Here is a 17,917-nt window from a genome sequence, read left to right as displayed (position 1 = left end):
CAACAAAACATTGAACTTCCACCATGAGGAAACTAGTATCCACTGTTCAGAAGCGCCCCGCCCATCCGAGGGTGTTCACAGCCCTACCCGGGTCGACTGACACCCGGTGCCACGCCCGCTGAAGGAAGTGACCGCTCATGTCCGCACCAGCGCCGTCCCCGCTGGCCATCGTCGACGCCGAGCCCCTGCCCCGCCAGGACGAGGTCCTCAACCCCGCCGCCCTCGCCTTCGTGGCCGAACTGCACCGGCGGTTCACGCCCCGCCGTGACGAGCTGCTGGCCCGCCGCGCGGAGCGCCGCGCCGAGATCGCCCGCACCTCCACACTCGACTTCCTCCCGGAGACCGCCGCGATCCGCGCCGACGACTCCTGGAAGGTGGCCCCCTCCCCCGCCGCCCTGGACGACCGCCGCGTCGAGATCACCGGCCCCACCGACCGCAAGATGACGATCAACGCCCTCAACTCCGGGGCGCGGGTCTGGCTCGCGGACTTCGAGGACGCCTCCGCGCCGACCTGGGAGAACGTGGTCCTCGGCCAGGTGAACATGGCCGACGCCTACACCCGGAACATCGACTTCACCGACGAGCGCACCGGCAAGTCGTACGCCCTGCGCCCCGACGAGGAACTGGCGACGGTCGTCATGCGCCCGCGCGGCTGGCACCTCGACGAGCGCCACCTCGTCGACGCCGACGGCACCCCCGTCCCCGGCGCGCTCGTCGACTTCGGCCTGTACTTCTTCCACAACGCCCAGCGGCTGCTCGACCTCGGCAAGGGCCCCTACTTCTACCTCCCGAAGACGGAGTCCCACCTGGAGGCCCGCCTCTGGAACGAGGTGTTCGTCTTCGCGCAGGACTACGTGGGCATCCCGCAGGGCACCGTCCGCGCGACCGTCCTGATCGAGACGATCACGGCCGCGTACGAGATGGAGGAGATCCTCTACGAACTCCGCGACCACGCCTCGGGGTTGAACGCGGGCCGCTGGGACTACCTGTTCTCCATCGTGAAGAACTTCCGTGACGGCGGCGCCAAGTTCGTCCTCCCGGACCGCAACGCGGTGACGATGACGGCACCGTTCATGCGGGCGTACACCGAGCTCCTCGTCCGCACCTGCCACAAGCGCGGCGCACACGCGATCGGCGGCATGGCCGCGTTCATCCCGTCGCGGCGCGACGAGGAGGTCAACAAGGTCGCGTTCGAGAAGGTCAAGGCCGACAAGGACCGCGAGGCGAACGACGGTTTCGACGGCTCCTGGGTCGCCCACCCCGACCTGGTCCCGATCGCGATGGCCTCCTTCGACGCGGTCCTCGGCGACAAGCCGAACCAGAAGGACCGCCTCCGCGAGGACGTCGACGTCAAGGCGGCCGACCTGATCGCCGTGGACTCCCTCGACGCCAGGCCGACGTACGCCGGTCTCGTCAGCGCCGTCCAGGTCGGCATCCGGTACATCGAGGCCTGGCTGCGCGGACTCGGCGCCGTCGCCATCTTCAACCTCATGGAGGACGCGGCCACCGCCGAGATCTCCCGCTCCCAGATCTGGCAGTGGATCAACGCGGGCGTGGAGTTCGAGCACGCCGGCGAATCCGTGAAGGCCACCCCGGAGCTGGCCCGCAGGATCGCCGCCGAGGAACTGGCCGCCGTCCGCGCCGAGATCGGCGAGGAGGCCTTCGCGGCCGGCCACTGGCAGCAGGCCCACGACCTGCTCCTCCAGGTCGCCCTCGACGAGGACTACGCCGACTTCCTGACCCTCCCGGCGTACGAGCAGCTCAAGGGCTGACCCGGCTCACGAGCCGGCCCGGCTCACGAGCCGCCCTCCTCCTGCGCGGCCCTGTCGGAGTGGCCCAGGGACTTCCCCGGGGCCACTCGGTCGCGTACGGCCTGCTTGACGGCGGTGGGCTCGGGGAAGCCCTGGTCGCGGCGGTCCCAGACGACCTCGTCGTCGACGCGTACGACGAAGACGCCGCCCTTGCCGGGCTTGAGGGACAGTTCGCCGATCTCCGCCTCGAAGGTGGTGAGCAGCTCCTGCGCCAGCCAGGCCGCGCGGGGCAGCCAGCGGCACTGGGTGCAGTACTCGATCTGTACGACGGGACTCATCCGAGGTGCACCGACCAATCCTGTTCCGCCGCCGGCTTGCCGTGCAGGTCGGGGACCCGCTTGAGCCAGTCCGGGCGGCCTCGCCGTGTCTTCGCCGCACGGAGGGCCTCCTCGGCGGCGAGTTCCTCCCGGGTGGGGAAGTCGGTGGGGAGCCAGGCGTCGGAGGCCCCCACGCGCGCGTGGAGGTAGCGGACGTAGGCGTCGCGGACCTCGTCGGGCGACGCGAAGCCGTCCTCGGTGGGCAGCCAGGCGTCCGGGACCTCGGCCACGATGCGCCGCAGCAGCTCCTCCGTCACCTTCGGCGCCAGCTCGGCGTCGGCCGCGCGCACGTCGGGGGTGTAGTGGCCGAGGGCGTGGTGGCGGAAGTCGTACGCCTTCGCGGGGTCGGAGGCGTCCCAGCGGTGGTGGAAGACGAGAGCCGCGCCGTGGTCGATCAGCCAGAGACGCGGGGGCGCGATGCCGAGCGTGGGCCAGATCATGAGGTTCGAACTGTGCACGGTGCGGTCGACGTTGACCGTGAGGGCGTCGAGCCAGATGATCCGGCCGGCTTCGACGGGGTCGACGCGGAACTCCTTGGCGACCTCCGGGGTGAAGTCCTTCGCGCCCGGCAGATAGTCCATGCCGAGGTTGAGACCGGTGCTCGCGCCGTGCAGCTCCCGCACCTCCTGGTGCGGCTCGTGGTCGGCGATCACCGGGTCGAAGTGCGCGAGGACCAGCTCGGGGAAGCGCAGGCCGAGCGCCCGCGCCAGCTCACCGACGATCACCTCGGCGACCAGCGCCTTGCGTCCCTGCGCCGAACCCGTGAACTTCACGACGTAGGTGCCCAGGTCGTCGGCCTCGACGATCCCGGGGACGGAGCCGCCTGCCCGCAGGGGCTCGATGTAGCGGGTCGCAGTGACTTCCCTCAGCATTTTCTCAACCCACCCGCCTCATCGGCCTTGCCCTCCATGGTCGGTCTCTGAGGCGTCCAACAGAGGGAACGGCCCGCCATCAGCCCTCGGGCGAATCCGGGGAGTTTCGACCGACACGCAGATCTCCCCGCCTCCCCAGCAGCCCGTCCATGGCCCCAGCAGCCCGTCCATGGCCGTCCGCCCCTTGCTTCCGGCCTCCGGCATGAAGTGAGCATAGTAACCGGGGGTGATCGCTGGTGAGGAGTACGGCGGCCGCATCGCCCTGCTCGGTGACGCGGCCCACCCGCCGCTGCAGTACACGGCCCAGAACGCCGTCATGGCCGTCGAGGACGGCTGGGTGCCGGCCCACCACGTGGGCGCCCGGCTCGCGAAGCGGTCCGTGCAGGGATCCGTGCCGGCGTCCGTGCAGGGGGCCGGTGTCGACTGGGAGACGGCACTCGCCGCCTACGAGGCCGTACGCACCGAAAATGGCCCCCGTGTCGTCCTCACCGCACGCGCAAGGGGCGAACTCTGGCACCACACCGGGGTGAAGCGGGAACAGCGCAACGCCGTGATGCGCGCCAGCGACCCGTACGCCTACTCCTTCATGGACTGGGTCTACGGCCGCACGACGCTGACTCCCGACCAGGAGCCGCCCCTGTGTCCGACGATCCCGCTGGACTCGGTGCGGGTATGAACCGCCTGCGCGTCGGCTCCGGTCTTCAGCCTCGTGCGCGCCGGAGCCGACGGCCTCCGTCGTCGACACCCGGACGGCGCCGGATCGTCGATCGAAGCCGAACGCCCTCGGGGACCGTCAGGTGTCGAGCGCGTCGATCAGGGCCTTGGTGACGTCCTCCGTCGTGGCCGTGCCGCCGACGTCGCGGGTGAGGATGCCGGCGGCGGCCGTGGCCTCGATCGCCTTGTTCAGGCGGGCCGCCTGATCGGGCAGACCGAAGTGCTCCAGCATCAGGGCGGCGCTGCCGACCGCGCCGATCGGGTTGGCGAGGCCCTGGCCCGCGATGTCCGGGGCGGAGCCGTGGACCGGCTCGAACATGCTGGGGAAGCGGCGCTCGGGGTTGAGGTTGGCGCTCGCCGCCAGGCCCAGGCTGCCCGCCAGGGCGCTGCCCAGGTCGGACAGGATGTCGGCGTTGAGGTTGGAGGCGACGACGACCGAGAGGTCCTCGGGGCGCAGGACGAACTTGGCGGACATCGCGTCCACGAGCACGCTCTCGGTCTCGACGTCCGGGTAGTCGAGCGCGACCCGCTTGAAGACGTCGTCCCACAGGACCATGCCGTACTGCTGGGCGTTGCTCTTGGTGACGGAGGAGACCTTCCTGTGCGCCCTGGTCCGGGCCAGGTCGAAGGCGAACCGCATGATCCGCTCGCAGCCCACCTCGGTGAACAGCGCGGACTGGACGGCGACTTCGCCGCCCTGCCCACGGGCGGAGAGGTTGCGGCCGCCGAGGCCCGCGTACTCGCCCTCGCTGTTCTCCCGGACGACCACCCAGTCGAGCTCGGTGTCGTCGGCCTTGCGCAGCGGACTCCGCACACCCGGCAGGAAGTGCACGGGGCGGACGTTGGCCCACTGGTCGAAGCTCTGGCAGATCTTCAGCCGCAGGCCCCACAGGCTGATGTGGTCGGGGACGGAGGGCCAGCCGACGGCGCCGAAATAGATGGCGTCGAAGTCCTTGAGCCGCTCGAGCCCGTCCTCGTCCATCATCCGGCCCGTGCGCTCGTAGTACGCGCACCCCCAGGGGAACTCCTCCCACCGGAAGGCGAAGGCGCCACCGGAGTCCTCGGCCAGGGCGTCCAGGACGGCTCGCCCGGCGGCGACGACCTCCTTGCCCACCCCGTCGGCGGGGACGGCGGCGATACGGAACGTGCGGGGTGCGGCTGTCATGGGTGCCTCCGGCTCGCTGTCGTGCGGTCGGTTTCGAGTCAACACACCGACGTCACGGCACGTCCAAGACGTGCTTTCGATACGACGTATAGGCGCAGCCGATCGGTCCCGCGTCAGGCACCGTGAGCTCGTCGTCGGGCGAGCGACTCGGTGAGGGTGCGGAAGGCGCGCGCGGCCGGTGTGAGGTGCGCGGGCAGGCTGATCAGCGCGACGTGGAGATGCGCGGTGGGCTCGATGGGTGCGACCACGGCACCGCAGCGGCGGGCCAGCCGGGTCCAGGAGGAGGGCAGGACGGCGACGCCGACGCCGGTGAGGACCAGCGGCAGGATCGACGTGCGGTGGTCGACGACCGTCACGATCCCCGTTCCGGTGCCGCCCACGGTGATGTCGTCGACGATGCTGCGCATCAGGCTGCCGGTGCGGGACGCGATGAGCTTCTGGCCGGCCAGGTCCTCGGGCCGGATCGTGACGTCGTCCTCGATCGCCCCGCCGGGTGCGGCGACGACGACGAACGGCTGGTCCTCGACGTGCAGGACGTCCAGTCCCGACGGGTGCACGGGGGTGGCGCTGCCCAGCAGGCCCAGTTCGCAGGCGCCGCTGCGGACGAGGGAGACGACCTCGTCCGGGGTGAAGGCGGCCTGGGTGCTCACCGTCACCGACGGATGCAGCTCGGAGAAGCGGTGGATGAGGGTGGTGAGCGGTTCGATGCCGGGCGAGGGCATGGTGGCGACCTCGACGCTGCCGCCGTGCAGCCCGGCGAGCGAGGCCGCGGTGTCCCGCACGGCAGCCAGATCCCGCAGCACGCGTCGGCTCGGCTCCAGCAGTTCCGCGCCCGCTTCGCTCAGTACGACGCCCCGGCCCACCCGGTGGAAGAGGGCCACCCCGAGGTCCGCCTCCAGGTTCGCCATCGCCTGGGACAGCGACGGCTGGGCCACGTGAAGGGCGGCGGCGGCCTTGCTGAAACCTCCGTGCTCGACGATGGCGAGGAAGTACTCCAGCTGCCGGGCGTCCACGGTGCCTCCCCGCTCTGTACTGGTACGACGGGCGGAGCGAGCCTACCCGCCGGTTTCCGTTCCTCCGTGTCCGATCCAGCGGTCGGCGAGGGTCCGCCCGCACTGGGCGAGCAGCCGCGCGGACAGGGCGCTGTCCTGCGCGCAGTCCTGGTCGGTCAGGTCCGTCAGGGCCTGGACGGAACGGAAGTGGGCGGCGGTTCGGTCCGCGGGCAGGGTGCAGCGGCCGGCCACCGCGTGCACCGCCACGCCCAGTCGACGGGCCCGTCGGGCGAGCGCGACCGGCAGCTTGCCCGACAGGGACTGCTCGTCGAGGCTGCCTTCGCCGGTCACGACGAAGGCGCTCCCGGCCAGCAGGTCGTCGGCTCCGAGCAGGGTGAGGAAGTAGTCGGCCCCCGAGCACACCCGCCCGCCCAGCAGCATCCCGGCGTACCCCAGCCCTCCGGCCGCCCCGGCACCGGGGGCGTCGGCGTGGCGTGTCGCCTCCGCGACTCCCGCTGCCTCCAGCCGCCGTACGAAACCGGCGAGCGCGCCGTCCAGTTCCCGTACGTCGTCCGCGGTCACCCCTTTCTGGGGACCGTAGACGGCGGCCGTGCCCGTCGGTCCCAGCAGCGGGTTGTCCACATCGGTGGCGAGGACGAGGCCGACCCCGGCCAGCGCGGCGCGGGCGTCGGCGAGGTCGACGGTGTGGAGGTCGGCGAGCCCTGAGCCGCCCGGGCCGATCGCGGTGCCGTCCTCTCGGGCCAGTACCGCGCCGAGGGACTGCAGCAGTCCCGCGCCGCCGTCGGTCGTGGCGACGCCGCCGAGTGCGAGGACGATCGTGTCGGCCTCGCCCGCCAGCGCGTACCGGACGGCCTGCCCGATGCCTCGGCTGGTGGCCGTGAGCGGTGCCTTGCGACCGTCCGGCAGGACGCCGAGTCCGCAGACGGCCGCTGCTTCGATGAGGACGGTACGGCCATGCACCGCGACGGGCGCGGTGACGGGCCGCCCGGTCGGACCGGTCACCGTGACCTTCTCGGGACGGAAGCGGCCCGCGCAGGCGGCGGCCACACTCCCCTCTCCCCCGTCCGCCGACGCGAGGCGCCGGACCCGCGCGTGCGGGGCGCCCTCCGACAGCCCCTGTTCCAGCGCGCGGGCCACCTCGTCGGCGCTGAGGGAGCCCTTGAACTTGTCCGGGGCGACCAGGACGGACACCATCAGGACGCCGCCTCGGCACCCTGAGCCACAGTCGGCCGCGCCTTCACCGTTTCCGTCTCGGCTTCTGTCGTGGCTTCCGTCCGGGCATCCGTCTCAGCGGCCACCGGCGGTTCCGCCATCCGGCCGGCCAGCACCTCGCGCGCCCGCGCCAGATCCAGGGTGTTCTCCCACCGGGCGATGAAGAGGGTGGCGACGACGTTGCCGGAGAAGTTCACCATGGCCCGGCACTCGGACATGAACTTGTCGATGCCGAAGACGAGCATGATGCCGGCGGCGGGAACGGTACCGACCGTCGACAGGGTCGCGGTGAGGGCGATGAAACCGCCGCCCGCGACACCCGCGGCGCCCTTGGAGGTGAGCAGCATGACGGCGAGCAGCCCGAGTTGCTGAGTGACGGACAGCGGGGTGTCGGTGGCCTGGGCGATGTACAGCGTCGCGAGGGAGAGGTAGATCGCCGCTCCGTCGAGGTTGAAGCTGTAGCCCGTGGGCACGACCAGGCCGACCGTGGACTTGTCGGTCCCCATGTGCTGGAGCTTGCGCATCAGCCCGGGCAGCGCGGGCTCGGCGGTGGACGTGCCCAGGATCAGGAAGTACTCCTCCTTGAAGTAGCGGAAGAGCTGGAAGATGTTCAGCTTCACGTACGCGGCCAGCACACCGCCGAGCACGATCACGACGAACAGGGCGGAGGTGACGTAGAAGAGCAGGATCAGCGAGCCCAGGCTGGTCAGCGTGGACAGGCCGAACTTCCCGATCGCGTACGCCATCGCGCCGAAGGCGCCCAGCGGCGCGACCTTCATGACGTACGACAGCACCTTGAAGACGACCTCGGTCAGCCGGTGCACACCCGCGATGACCGGCTCGCCCGCCTTCCCCACCGCCTTCAGCGCGATGCCGAAGATCACCGCGAGGAAGATCACCTGGAGGATGTCACCCTCGACGAACGGGCCGAAGAAACTGTTCGGCACGATGTGGGTCAGGAACTCCCACCACTGCTGGTGCTCGCCCTTCTCTATGTACTGGCCCGCGTCGCCGGAGGTGTCCAGGGTCGACGGGTCGGCGTGCACGCCGTCACCGAGCCGGAAGACGTTGATCGCCACCAGGCCCGCCGCCATGGCGACAATGGTGCCGACCTGGAAGTACGCCAGCGCCTTGACACCGGTGAGCCCGACCCTCTTCAGATCGGCGACGCCCGCTATGCCGCCGATGATGGTCAGGAAGACGATCGGGCCGATCAGCATCTTCATCGCGGTGATGAACGTCGTCCCGAGCGGTTCCATGTCGGTGGCGACATCCGGCCACCGCCAGCCCAGCACGATGCCGATCACGATCGCCACCAGTACCTGGACGTACAACTGCCGGTACCACGGTTTCGCCGCGATGCGCGCGGCCTGTGCGACTCTCGCGTTGTCGGGGGTTTGCGTCATTGCGGCCTCCCTGATCGCGCGGCACCGAGCCCGATCGGTACGTGCCAGCTTGGGCCACAGTGAACCGGGCCGTACGGGAGGGGTCCACGACCAAAAATCGATGCCCCGTATAGGCCGTGCCTATCGGTTCGGTAGCGGCGCAGGCGGCCGCCCGCATGCGCGGGAAGGGGCTACCGCCCGGCGTCCGGAGAGAGGTGCCTGGAGGCGACGGTGGCACGTCGGCTCCAGACGGAGACGCTCCGGTGTCCGCGGAAGCCGTGTTCTCAGGCCTCCCAGTCGCCTGGTTCCAGGGTGAGTGCCACCCGCCCGATGTTGTTGTCGTCCTCCATGTAGCGATGGGCGTCGGCGGCACGGGCGATGGGAAACGTGCGGTCGATGACGGCACGGAACCCCTTCTCCACCTGCGTCCACAGTTCCCTGACCGCGGCCGCGTTCCCGGTGCGTACGCCGATGATGCGGTAGCAGTCGGAGTACACCCTCCGCAGGTCGATCTTGACCTGGCCCCCCAGGAAGGCACCGGAGGTGACCACGGTCCCGCCGCGGGCCAGGGTGCCGATGGTGGCGTCCCAGATGGCCGGGTCACCGAGGTTGTCGACGGCGATGTCGACGCCGTGGCCGCCGGTGACCTCGCGCACCCGCTCCACGAAGTCCGGGTCGGTGCCGTCGAGCACGACGTCGGCACCCGCGGCGGCCAGCGCCCGGCGTTTCTCCGGCGAGCGGGAGGTGGCGATGATCTTCGCGCCGAGGTGCTGGGCGAAGGCGCCCGTGGTGGCGCCGAGCGCGGAGGCCGCGCCCTGGATGAGGACCCAGTGCCCGGGACGGAGCCCCGCCTGGGTCAGCTGGTTGGCGGCCACCGCGCCGAGGAGCGCCAGCGAGGCCGCCATCGCGGCCGGGATGCCGTCCGGCACCTTGTGGACGTTGCGAGCCGGCACCGCGCAGTACTCGGCGTAGGCGCCGGGGCGGTGCGTGCCGATCACGGTCAGTTCGTCGCAGACTTCCTCGCGGCCTTCCGCGCAGAGGGCGCAGTGACCGCACGAGACCCCGGGCAGCACGGCCACGCGGTCCCCGACCCGGACGCAGTCCACGCCCTCTCCCAGGGCGGCGACGACGCCGGAGTGGTCCGCGCCCAGGATGTGGGGCGGTGTGATGGTGGCGTAGGGGTGGTTGCCCGCGCGTGCCGTGAGATCGAGCAGCCGGCCGATGCCGACCGCGGCGACCTGTACGAGAACCTCGCCGGGGCCGGGGCGGGGCGTGTCGATCGTGGCCTGCTCCAGGACGTCGGGGGATCCGAAACGGCGGAACAGCATGGCGCGCATGGTCGTGGGAACCACCGACGGTTCCGGCCAGCCCAGCTCAGAAGCGGTCGAAGTGCTGCTCATGACGCCACCACCGTGTTCTCCAGGAGGCCGATGCCCTCGATCTCGACGACTACTTCGTCCCCGGCGGCGAGGAATTCGCCACGGGGGAACCCGACGCCGGCCGGTGTGCCGGTGAGGATGACGTCCCCGGGCTCCAGCCGGGTCAGGCGGCTGGCCGCCGCGATCACCTCGGGGATTTTCACCATCATCTGCGCGGTGGAGGAATCCTGCTTCAGCACACCGTTGATACTCAACCGGATCCGCAGGTTCTGCGGGTCAGGGATCTGCCAGGCGGGCACCATGCCGGGGCCGAGCGGGCAGAAACCGTCCTGGCCCTTGTGCGCGAGCCAGTCGAAGGCGAACGGATCGGCGACCGGGTTGACGGCCTTGATGCGGTCCCGGGCCGAGATGTCGTTCGCCGCGAGGTAGCCGGCCACGTGCTCCACGGCCTGCTCGGGCGTCAGGTTGCGGCCGCCTCGGCCGATGACGACGGCCAGTTCGGCCTCCCAGTCGACGCGGGAGCCCGGGTGGTCGGGCAGCGGCACCTGGTCACCCGGCCCGGTCACGGTCGTCGTCGGCGGCTTGAGGAAGAAGAAGGGGTCGCTCAGCTCGTCGGGGCGTTCACAGCCCATCTCGGCGATGTGGTCCCAGTAGTTGGCGCCCGCGCAGAGCACCTTGCCGGGATACGTCAGCGGCGGAGCGAGCCGGGCGCCGGCGACGGCGTCCGACGCCGTCGGCGTCCAGTCGCGCAACAGCGGCGCGAGCGCGTCCCATCGGCCCAGCACTTCCATCAGCGTGAGGCCTTCGGTGCCGGGCGGCCCCGGCACCACGGTCCCGTTGGTGCTCACACCGACGGCGATTTTCTCCGAGTCGTCGACCCGGTACTGCACCAAGGCCCATTCAGGCGGTGTCATGCGTTCCTCCGACAGGCGGCTCTGTAATCGGTGGCAGGACCATAGTGCATACACATTGGAATGGGAAGTGACCCGGGAAGACATGCGGGTGGCTACGACTGCCGGATGCCGTCGGTCGAGGCGGAGGCATGGGCGATCCGCTCGACCACCGGGTGGTCGGTCCGGCGGCACCCATCGCGCGGGGGTGCGCGATGCGGCGAATCCCGGCCGCCCGACGCACGCCCACGGGTCGACGTACCATCGCCTCACATACGGGGCGCGGCGAGCGCCGCCTTCAGGTGACACAAGGTCGGCACCAGGGCGAGGCCGTACGGCACCACCATGAGCACTACGACGCCTTCACGGTGGCCGCCGCCCGGAAACCGCACCGTGCCGCACCGTGCCGCACCGTGCGACTCGGGGCCGGCCATCGCCCCTGCGGCACCTCGGGCGATCCCCGCCCCGGGGCCCCCGGACTCCTGGACGGGGAGCCCGCGATGCCAGGAAACGACGGATATAGCCCGCGGTTTCGAATCGAAAAAGCTTCCCGAGATGCCTGGACGTTACATCGGTGTAGGTGTACACACTTAGAGGGCTCGTGGGAACGTGGGTCCGGACATTGAGGAGAGCACATGTTGCGTGTCAAAGGCCTTCTGCACTACGGACTCCAGGTGCCCTCGCTGGATACGGGCGCGAGCTTCTACAACGCGTTCGGACTGGAGGCGGCCGAGCGCGGCAACGCGGTGGTGATCCGCTGCGACGGCCGGCAGCAGGACCAGACGGTGCTGATGGAAGGGCCGACCAAGCGGCTGCACCATGTCGCCTTCGCGGTGGAGCCCGACTCCCTGCCCGAGTGGCAGCGGCATCTGGAGGGCCTGGGGCTGAAGCTGCTCGATGCGCCGGCCGACGTGCCCGGCGGGCTGTGGTTCCGCGATCACGAAGGCAACCTGGTCAACCTCCGTGATGAGGGCATCGCCGCCTGGCGTGAATTCGGCACCACGGACGCGCAGGATGCCAACATCGGCGACCGGGTGCGTCGGATCGACCAGGCCCGCTGGCTGACCGCGACAGAGCGGCCGCGCCCCCAGCGGCTCGGGCACATGCTGATCTTCAGCTCCGATCTGGACGCCTCCGAGGCCTTCTACACCCGCACCCTCGGGCTGGGCCTGTCGGACCGTATCCGGGGCATAGCGACCTTCATGAACTCGGGGCCCGGGGACCACCACGTCTTCGGTTTCGTCCCGGCGGCGCAGCCCGGGTTGCACCACTCCAGCTGGATGGTGGCCGACATCGACCAGATCGCCATGGGGGCCCAGAACATGGCGGCGGCGGGCTACACGAAGGGCTGGGGCCTGGGCCGCCACACCCTGGGCTCGAACCTCTTCCACTACATCCAGGACCCCTGGGGCAGCTGGATCGAGTACTCCGGCGACATGGACCGCATCACCGAGGACTGGAAGCCGAGCGACTGGGACTGCCCGGCCGCCGTGTGGTGCCCCGAGATGCCGGCCGACTTCATCACCAACCAGGAGGAAGGGCGCGCCTGACCGAGGAGTGCTCCGAGTACTTGCCCTGTCGACCCCGCCGCATATCCGGGTGGCGGTGGTCGCACTGCGGTGCGGCATCGGAAACGCACGCACCGGCCCAGGTCCGAGGACGGGGATCAAGGCACCGGATCCCGCCGGTCGCGGGCGGTCGTTCCATCGGCCCGGCTCTTCGGCCCGCCTCGGCGAAGCCCCTGGCGGCTTCCGCCTCGACGGAGAGCACCCCCGGAGCCCCCGACCCCAGGTAGGCCGGAAGGCGAGCGCCTCTCAGGGCTCGGTGCGGTCCTCAGCGCTCGGTGCGGCCCCCAGGATCGGTGCGGCCCCCAGCCGCGCCGAGGACGCCGACCCGACCGTGCCTGCCTCCCGCCCGACGGCATGGCGGTGACATCGCCGTCGGCCCGGACGCGGCATCAGGAGTGACCGTTGCCGGCGATCCCCAGTGCCGACCGCGTGGCCGCCGGTTCGTACTCCGGGGCGATGTCGGCCAGGACACTCAACGCGGTACGCGCGAGGTGCCGGGCGATCACGCGTCCCGCTTCCGCCGGGTCATTCAGCCGCAGCGTCTCCAACAGCGCTTCGTGGTCCGCGTGTGCCCGGCCCCACGAGCTGGGTACGCCCATCTGGGCCAGCCGGATGTAGCGCTCGGCGTGCTCGCCGAGCGACGCGATCATGCGCTGCAGCTGCGGCCCCACGGACTGGGTCGCGACGCGATGGAACTCCTTGTGCGCGGCGTGCCACTCGTCCATCTGGTCGCTGCCCGCCAGTTCCCGCATGCGCCGCAGCGCTTCGCCCATGTGCTCGAGGTCCTCGGCCGTGAGCGACTTGGCCGTCATGCTCACAGCGAGTGTTTCGAGCATGATGCGGGCCCCGTAGACGCCGTCGAGGTCCTCGGGATCCACTGCCCGCACCCTGGCCCGCTGATCGGGCTGGGCGTCGATGAGGCCTTCCTCCTGGAGCAGCCGGAACGCCTCACGCATCGGCGTGCGGCTGACGCCCAGCTTCCGCGCCATCTCGGCCTGGAGCAGCGCCGAGCCCGGACGCAGTTCACCGCTGAGGATCATGTTCCGCAGTTGTCCGTGAACGTCGAGGGCCAGTCGGCGTCCGCCCGCGGCCTGCCCGGGGGTGCCGCTCGACGGCTCGGAGGGGGCCTGGGCCCCGCTTCCGTTCTCCGCAGACCGTTCCTTGGGCACGTTACTTCGCCTGTCCATGCCAGGAGTCTACCCAGGTGTATGCAGGTTGGGTGAATAGAAAGGCAGGAAGAGGAGAATCCTGGCGCCAAGACCGGATATGCCCCAGTTCGACAGGCGTGCACTGTATGCACTCTCCTGCGCCCTGCAGGGTGATCGGCCGGATGGAACGACTGCTGTTCCCGCTCAGCCCTCCTGGCCGGGACCGATCAGGGACGGGAGCGGGCAGAAGGGCTCCCAGCCAGGATGGAAGCGACGGCGCAGCCCGGCCACCGCTTCCATGCCGCGCAGGGTCACCTCGGGGGAGGTGGACAGACCGGCCGGGCCGAGGAGGCCGGTGACCGCGGCCCGGGCGGCGGCGGCCGGCAGACCGTGCCGCACCAGAGCCGCCTCGACGCCACCCGCCCCGGAGGTCAGCAGTTCCTCGGTGCTCGTGCGGCAGACCTCGAGGTAGGCGCGGGTATGCCGGCTGTGGCCCGTGGCACGCGGAGTGACGACCACGTTGGTGATGAGGTCGGGAGCGACCTGAAGGTGGCCGCCGAGACGCGGGTAACCCTTCCCGGTGGCGAGGACGTCGAAGGGCGGATGCAGTGTCGTCCCGTCGACGGCGCCTGTCGGCAGGGCATGGAACCTTTGCAGGGTTCCGCCGACCGGGACGAGCTGGCCGTCGGTGACGGGAGAGCCGGCGATGTCGGCGAGTACGGCACGGAGTACGAACGCGAAGGCGCTCTGCGCGTTGTCGACGGCCCACCGGTCCGTCGGCAACGGTGAGCCGGGACGCCGGTGAACGGCGAGTTCACCGATGCCCTCGGCCCGAACGGCCACCGGATCCCGTTTCAGGATGCCCCTCAGCAGGTGGTCGGGAGAGGTGTGGATGATGTCGTAGTCGCCGTCGTTCCAGCCGGTCATCTGCTGGTCGGAGGAGGTGACCTCGACGAGGTTCACCTCCAGTCCGGCCTGCTGGAAGTAGCCGGAGTCGAGAGCGTGGTACAGATGGACGCCCCCGGCGCCGGGGAAGACGCCCACGGTCAGCCGTCGGGTGGGCGCACCGGGCCCCCGGAGCGTGTCCGGCGCGGAGACCGTGGCGGGACCGGACAGCTCGCGGTCGACGCTTCGGTGATCGGCAGACGTTCGGGCGTTGCGCATGGGGACGTTTCCTTCGCGTCAAAAGGCGGAGAGACCGGCTTGCGGGGCTTGGTCCCCTCGTCGCAAGGGACAGACAGGGACCTGCACGTGGCTGGTCGGCCGAGCGCTCCGGGGCGATCCCCCTGACCCGTCAGGCCCGGCAGCCCGGTCTTCACCGTGAAGCCGGCCTTGGTCTGCATAGGGCCGGGATGGCGCTCGCCGGAATCGACGGTAATCACTCACCGTCGATCAGTCGAATGACTGTTCTTCATGAGATATATAGATGCAGTGAATACTCCTTCGCGGTTCACGAGCACGATGGCCGGCCTGCATCGCGTGGATCTCAATCTGCTCCCGTTGCTCGCCGCCCTCCTCGAGCACCGCAGCGTCACGCGCGCCGCCCAGGCGGTCGGGCTGACGCAGCCGGCCATGAGCAACGCCCTGAGGCGCCTGCGGCACACGCTGGGCGATGAACTCCTCGTGCGGGTCGGCCGGGAGTACGTACTCACCGCGCGCGCCGGCGCACTGATCGGACCGGTCAACCTGATCCTGGAGACCGCGACCAACCAGGTGCTCAGTTCTCCGGTGTTCGATCCAGCGACCTCGGAGCGCACCTTCCGCATCGCGACGGCCAGTGCCGCCGCCCTCACCGTCCTTCCGGCCCTGAGCGCCACGCTCGCCGCGTCCGCACCGGGTGTCCGCCTCGACGTGGAAACACTTGAGCCCTCGACGGTCCTCACCCTGAGCGAGTCGACCGCGGACGTGGTGCTGTTGCCGGACGCCGTGCCGACCACGCTGCCGAGGGAGCGGCTCTACCAGGAGGACTGGGTCGTGGTCGCCGACGCGAACAACGACCGCATCGGCACGACACTCACCGCCGACGACCTCGCCCGGCTGCCGCACGTGGTGTTCGAGTCGGAAGGGGTGCGCGTCGGCGCCCAGCAGGTCCTCGCCCGGCTGATCCCCGAGCTCGTCGTACGGATCGTCGTTTTCGAGTTTCTGATGATCCCCTCGGTGGTGAGCGGCACTCCCCTGGTCGCGCTGCTGCAGCGTCGGCTCGCGGAGCGGGTGGCGGCGCCGAACGGGCTGCGGGTGATGGAGTCGCCGGTCCCCCTGCCCATGCTCGGAGTGGATCTGGTGTGGAATCCGCGCACCGCCGGCGACCCCGGGCGGGCGTGGCTGCGCAGGCAGCTCATTCAGGCTGTCGCATGACCACCGTGCAGGCGACGCGCGTTCATCTCGCGGTGGACGCATGCCGGCCCGGTGCCTAGCCGGAGGCCGAATCCCTGACGGGTCGCCTGACCACCCGGCCGCCCAAAATGCATACACTCTTGACTGCTTCCGGAGTCCGCCCGGCCCGCCAGAGCCGAACACCAGGCTCAGCCCCCTCGCCGAGAGTTCCGCAGCCGACGCGTGACGACGGGCCCACCCCCGGTTCCAACTCGGCACTCGCCTGCGCTCCTTGGGTCGCACGAGCCGCGCTACCACCGCACACAGGGCCCTCGTGACGTGCGGCGTCTCACACCGCCACCACCTCCCGGGCGGTAGCCGAGACCGCCCCGAAAGCCGGCCACATCCGGCGACCGCAGGAGAGGGTCAACGGTTTTCCCGACCACCCGCATGCAGGAGTTCCGTACTCCGCTCTTTACAGGCCCGTCATACTGTGCACACTTAGCGGTGCGAGGTGAGTCGCGGACGACGCAGCCAGGAAGAGCCCGAACCCGCCGATCCGAGCGGGCGCGCCCGCACCCTCCGCACGCTGCGGCTGACACCGCGCACGCCGTCACCCAGGACATCCTCACCGCACCCCCGATGCGAGAGAACCCTCACCGAAAAGCAAAGCACGTGAGAGGAACCGTCATGCACGACACCAGTCACCAAGGACGTCACACCAGCACCACCTGGCCACCCGTGACCCTGCTCGTCCTTGCGATCTGCGGCATCACCGTCATCTCCGACGGCTACGACGTCGTCATCTACGGCGCGGTGATTCCGTCTCTCCTCCACGAACCCGGATGGGGACTGACCCCCGCCGGAGCCGGCCTCATCGGCTCCTTCGCCCTGCTCGGCATGCTCATCGGAGCCACCACCGTCGGCACACTCACCGACCGGCTGGGCCGCCGCAGAATGCTCCTGTGCTGCCTCGCCTGGTTCTCGGTGATGACCGGCCTGTGCGCCACCGCCACCTCCCCGGAAACCTTCGGCCTCCTGCGCTTCCTCGCCGGCCTCGGCCTCGGCGGCGTCCTGCCCACCGCCAGCGCACTCAGCGGCGAGTACTCCCACCCCAAATCACGCAACCTGGTCTTCGCGATCCTCTTCAGCGGCTTCCCCATCGGCGGCATCATCGCCGCCCTCACCGGCATCTTCGTCATCCCCCGCTTCGGCTGGCAGGCCATGTTCCTCCTCGGCCTCCTGCCTCTCCTCCTCGTCGTCCCCCTGGCCTACAAACTCCTGCCCGAGTCCATCTCGTACCTCCAGGCACAAGGACGCCACACCGAGGCGGAAGAGACCGCCAACCGCTGGAACATCGCCCTGGACAGCGACCAGACGACCACCCCCGCGCCCGAACCGTCCCAGCCCCACACCGGCACCGACAGCACCTCGCCGGTACGGGCCCTCTTCTCCCGCACCTACCTCACAGCAACCCTGTGCTTCCTGCTGATGACCTGCCTGTGCCTGTTCATGATCTACGGCTTCAACACCTGGCTCCCCGAGATCATGCACCGCGCCGGTCACTCCACTGGCTCCTCACTCGGCTTCCTCCTCGTCTTCAACCTCGGCGCCGTCATCGGCACCCTCGTCATCTCCTTGGCGGCCGACCGCCTCGGCTCCAAGCCGATCATCACCACCACCTTCCTCACCTCCAGCGTCGCCGTCATCCTGCTCAGCCTCCAGCTGCCCACCACCGTCCTCTACGCAGCCGTCGCACTCGGCGGAATCGGCGCCATGGGCACCCAGACATTCGTCCTCGCCTACGTCTCCAAGCACTACCCCACACGCATGGGGGCCACCGCCCTGGGCTGGACACTCGGCTTCGGCCGCCTCGGCTCCATGCTCGCCCCACCCCTGCTCGGACTCATCATCGGAGCCGGGCTCGCCTTCCAATGGAACTTCTACGCGCTGGCCATACCCGGCCTCATCGGCGCACTACTGATCAGCCTCGTCCCCCGCACACCGGCAACAGTCACACCAACAGGACCCACGGGAGAAGGCGGAACCATCCGTCCCCTCGCCGAACAGACGTGACCGCACACAAGGACAGGGCCTCCGGGCGGCTCGGATCACCAGACGATCCGAGCC

Annotated in this window: 16 protein-coding genes; 5 read left to right on the top strand and 11 right to left on the bottom strand. The window is 70.2% G+C overall.

Annotation, left to right across the window (positions count from 1 at the left end):
- Positions 1-137 precede the first annotated feature (137 nt).
- On the top strand, positions 138-1,772 hold the full coding sequence (aceB, locus tag OG202_RS39235) for a malate synthase A (protein WP_327727075.1): 1,635 nt from the start codon (positions 138-140) through the stop codon (positions 1,770-1,772).
- 23 nt (positions 1,773-1,795) lie between these two features.
- On the opposite strand, the gene OG202_RS39230 is transcribed toward aceB, so the two are convergent.
- The gene (locus tag OG202_RS39230) at positions 1,796-2,089 is read right to left on the bottom strand and encodes a SelT/SelW/SelH family protein (protein ID WP_327727077.1); all 294 of its coding nucleotides are present in this window, start codon (positions 2,087-2,089) and stop codon (positions 1,796-1,798) included.
- A complete protein-coding gene (locus OG202_RS39225; protein WP_328224308.1) occupies positions 2,086-3,000 on the bottom strand; it encodes a HipA family kinase in 915 nt (304 codons plus the stop codon). The genes OG202_RS39230 and OG202_RS39225 overlap by 4 nt, the downstream gene beginning before the upstream one ends.
- 226 nt (positions 3,001-3,226) lie before the next feature.
- On the opposite strand from OG202_RS39225, the gene OG202_RS39220 reads away from it, so the two are divergent.
- Entirely contained in the window at positions 3,227-3,676 is a 450-nt protein-coding gene (locus tag OG202_RS39220; RefSeq protein ID WP_327727079.1) for a hypothetical protein, read from the top strand.
- A gap of 117 nt (positions 3,677-3,793) precedes the next feature.
- Here OG202_RS39220 and OG202_RS39215 read toward each other — a convergent pair whose 3' ends face one another.
- The 7 genes from OG202_RS39215 to OG202_RS39185 form a co-directional block, all read right to left on the bottom strand.
- Positions 3,794-4,879, bottom strand: a complete 1,086-nt coding sequence (locus OG202_RS39215; protein WP_327727080.1) for a tartrate dehydrogenase — start codon at positions 4,877-4,879, stop codon at positions 3,794-3,796.
- A 113-nt stretch (positions 4,880-4,992) separates the two neighbouring features.
- The gene (locus OG202_RS39210; protein WP_327727081.1) at positions 4,993-5,892 is read right to left on the bottom strand and encodes a LysR family transcriptional regulator; all 900 of its coding nucleotides are present in this window, start codon (positions 5,890-5,892) and stop codon (positions 4,993-4,995) included.
- Positions 5,893-5,934: 42 nt separating this feature from the next.
- Positions 5,935-7,086, bottom strand: coding sequence for a glycerate kinase (locus tag OG202_RS39205; RefSeq protein ID WP_328224307.1), 1,152 nt, complete (start codon positions 7,084-7,086; stop codon positions 5,935-5,937).
- On the bottom strand, positions 7,086-8,510 hold the full coding sequence (gene dctA / locus OG202_RS39200) for a C4-dicarboxylate transporter DctA (RefSeq protein ID WP_327727083.1): 1,425 nt from the start codon (positions 8,508-8,510) through the stop codon (positions 7,086-7,088). Before dctA ends, OG202_RS39205 begins: the two co-directional genes overlap by 1 nt.
- A gap of 263 nt (positions 8,511-8,773) precedes the next feature.
- A complete protein-coding gene (locus OG202_RS39195) occupies positions 8,774-9,889 on the bottom strand; it encodes a zinc-binding dehydrogenase (protein ID WP_328224306.1) in 1,116 nt (371 codons plus the stop codon).
- Complete coding sequence (locus OG202_RS39190; RefSeq protein WP_328224305.1) at positions 9,886-10,782, bottom strand: fumarylacetoacetate hydrolase family protein; 897 nt, start codon at positions 10,780-10,782, stop codon at positions 9,886-9,888. Before OG202_RS39190 ends, OG202_RS39195 begins: the two co-directional genes overlap by 4 nt.
- A 245-nt stretch (positions 10,783-11,027) precedes the next feature.
- The gene (locus tag OG202_RS39185; RefSeq protein ID WP_327727086.1) at positions 11,028-11,192 is read right to left on the bottom strand and encodes a hypothetical protein; all 165 of its coding nucleotides are present in this window, start codon (positions 11,190-11,192) and stop codon (positions 11,028-11,030) included.
- Positions 11,193-11,393: 201 nt separating this feature from the next.
- Here OG202_RS39185 and OG202_RS39180 point away from each other — a divergent pair, with 201 nt between their 5' ends.
- The gene (locus OG202_RS39180) at positions 11,394-12,308 is read left to right on the top strand and encodes a VOC family protein (RefSeq protein WP_327727087.1); all 915 of its coding nucleotides are present in this window, start codon (positions 11,394-11,396) and stop codon (positions 12,306-12,308) included.
- A 407-nt stretch (positions 12,309-12,715) separates the two neighbouring features.
- Here the strand turns inward: OG202_RS39180 and OG202_RS39175 are convergent, their stop codons facing one another.
- Together OG202_RS39175 and OG202_RS39170 are read right to left on the bottom strand one after the other, a co-directional pair.
- On the bottom strand, positions 12,716-13,513 hold the full coding sequence (locus tag OG202_RS39175; RefSeq protein WP_328224304.1) for a GntR family transcriptional regulator: 798 nt from the start codon (positions 13,511-13,513) through the stop codon (positions 12,716-12,718).
- A 165-nt stretch (positions 13,514-13,678) separates the two neighbouring features.
- Positions 13,679-14,638 (bottom strand): ABC transporter substrate-binding protein, encoded by a 960-nt coding sequence (locus tag OG202_RS39170; protein WP_327727089.1) that lies wholly within the window; start codon positions 14,636-14,638, stop codon positions 13,679-13,681.
- A 315-nt stretch (positions 14,639-14,953) separates the two neighbouring features.
- On the opposite strand from OG202_RS39170, the gene OG202_RS39165 reads away from it, so the two are divergent.
- Positions 14,954-15,829: a LysR family transcriptional regulator gene (locus OG202_RS39165; protein WP_327727090.1), complete on the top strand. Its 876-nt coding sequence runs from the start codon at positions 14,954-14,956 to the stop codon at positions 15,827-15,829.
- Between the two features lie 648 nt (positions 15,830-16,477).
- On the top strand, positions 16,478-17,863 hold the full coding sequence (locus tag OG202_RS39160; RefSeq protein ID WP_327727091.1) for an MFS transporter: 1,386 nt from the start codon (positions 16,478-16,480) through the stop codon (positions 17,861-17,863).
- Positions 17,864-17,917: the final 54 nt, after the last annotated feature.

Origin of the sequence: Streptomyces sp. NBC_00310, assembly GCF_036208085.1 — a bacterium.
Classification (GTDB): Bacteria; Actinomycetota; Actinomycetes; order Streptomycetales; family Streptomycetaceae; genus Streptomyces.
The sequence above is the reverse complement of the archived record's forward strand: the minus strand, read 5'-3'. Positions and strand labels throughout refer to the sequence as shown.

What these genes read in the sequence shown, in the direction of transcription:
- OG202_RS39215 (WP_327727080.1), bottom strand. Translation starts at nt 4,879, where the DNA reads ATGACAGCCGCACCCCGCACGTTCCGTATCGCCGCCGTCCCCGCCGAC.
- OG202_RS39180 (WP_327727087.1), top strand. Translation starts at nt 11,394, where the DNA reads ATGTTGCGTGTCAAAGGCCTTCTGCACTACGGACTCCAGGTGCCCTCG.
- OG202_RS39170 (WP_327727089.1), bottom strand. Translation starts at nt 14,638, where the DNA reads ATGCGCAACGCCCGAACGTCTGCCGATCACCGAAGCGTCGACCGCGAG.
- OG202_RS39160 (WP_327727091.1), top strand. Translation starts at nt 16,478, where the DNA reads ATGCACGACACCAGTCACCAAGGACGTCACACCAGCACCACCTGGCCA.
- OG202_RS39225 (WP_328224308.1), bottom strand. Translation starts at nt 3,000, where the DNA reads ATGCTGAGGGAAGTCACTGCGACCCGCTACATCGAGCCCCTGCGGGCA.
- dctA (WP_327727083.1), bottom strand. Translation starts at nt 8,510, where the DNA reads ATGACGCAAACCCCCGACAACGCGAGAGTCGCACAGGCCGCGCGCATC.
- aceB (WP_327727075.1), top strand. Translation starts at nt 138, where the DNA reads ATGTCCGCACCAGCGCCGTCCCCGCTGGCCATCGTCGACGCCGAGCCC.
- OG202_RS39195 (WP_328224306.1), bottom strand. Translation starts at nt 9,889, where the DNA reads ATGAGCAGCACTTCGACCGCTTCTGAGCTGGGCTGGCCGGAACCGTCG.
- OG202_RS39190 (WP_328224305.1), bottom strand. Translation starts at nt 10,782, where the DNA reads ATGACACCGCCTGAATGGGCCTTGGTGCAGTACCGGGTCGACGACTCG.
- OG202_RS39230 (WP_327727077.1), bottom strand. Translation starts at nt 2,089, where the DNA reads ATGAGTCCCGTCGTACAGATCGAGTACTGCACCCAGTGCCGCTGGCTG.
- OG202_RS39175 (WP_328224304.1), bottom strand. Translation starts at nt 13,513, where the DNA reads ATGGACAGGCGAAGTAACGTGCCCAAGGAACGGTCTGCGGAGAACGGA.
- OG202_RS39205 (WP_328224307.1), bottom strand. Translation starts at nt 7,086, where the DNA reads ATGGTGTCCGTCCTGGTCGCCCCGGACAAGTTCAAGGGCTCCCTCAGC.
- OG202_RS39185 (WP_327727086.1), bottom strand. Translation starts at nt 11,192, where the DNA reads ATGGCCGGCCCCGAGTCGCACGGTGCGGCACGGTGCGGCACGGTGCGG.